1 protein-coding gene is annotated in these 833 nt (G+C 56.1%); it reads left to right on the forward strand.

Features of this window, described 5'->3' with window-relative positions:
- Window positions 1-302: 302 nt before the first annotated feature.
- The gene (locus HMPREF2935_RS13060) at window positions 303-680 is read left to right on the forward strand and encodes a hypothetical protein (RefSeq protein WP_141756051.1); all 378 of its coding nucleotides are present in this window, start codon (window positions 303-305) and stop codon (window positions 678-680) included.
- Window positions 681-833: the final 153 nt, after the last annotated feature.

The following is an 833-nucleotide window of genomic DNA, read 5'->3' on the forward strand; positions in this document are numbered from 1 at the left end:
GATATCAGGTGTCTACCAAACAGGGGTCAGGTCCTACCGCTCTTTCACGCCTGGGAAAGATACCTAACCCCTACACGTCTTTCCCAACATTTCGGGAGTTGTCGCGGTCCGTAAACCGGTTGGACTTCCACCCGGTGGATCGCACGCCTGAGGTCTCAACGGTGGACTTTGACCTAAAACGGCAGCCTCTACGTGGCACGCTCCGGGTTGATGTGATTGACGGCAACGAAATGGCGGGGTTCGACACTTGCGCGTGGGACTCAGTCGACGACTATAAGCATGCACGTGGGATCGCTGGTCACATGCAGTTAGTTCGGTATGGGACCACAGGTGTTGACCGTCCTACTGGGTGTCTGCGCACGGGTCATGATTGGGAGACCTGGTTTAAGCGTTTTGAGTCTGCTCGGGGTCGTCGTATCCGTACGGCTGACAGTGCCCTACTCACCGAACTCGTTGCCGCGCATAAGGCTGGTCTTGTCGTCGTTGACCGTTTGACTGTTCGCGTTTCCGTGGCTCAGAAGGTGGGTTGGTTGTCCTCTTTGGGGATGGGTGAATTCACCCGGGCGCAGTGGGATCACATGAGCAAGAAGGTTCGGCGTTCGACGGTGCTACGCGATGCCGATATGGATGCTGTTCGTGCCTTTGCCGATGAGCTGAATCGCGGTGATGGCTATGTCTAGCACCCCTCCCCCTGGTCGGTTTGGTATGAAGCTTTCTCGCGGCCCTCCTATAGGCACTTTTATCGTCACAGAGACGCTAACCATGCAAGCAACAGCACCCCAGCTAAGTCTTGAACCATCGGGTGCTTTGAAGTGCCCCAGGTTTTGTTCCGT

The organism is Corynebacterium sp. HMSC076D02 (genome assembly GCF_001813815.1).
GTDB lineage: Bacteria > Actinomycetota > Actinomycetes > Mycobacteriales > Mycobacteriaceae > Corynebacterium > Corynebacterium simulans.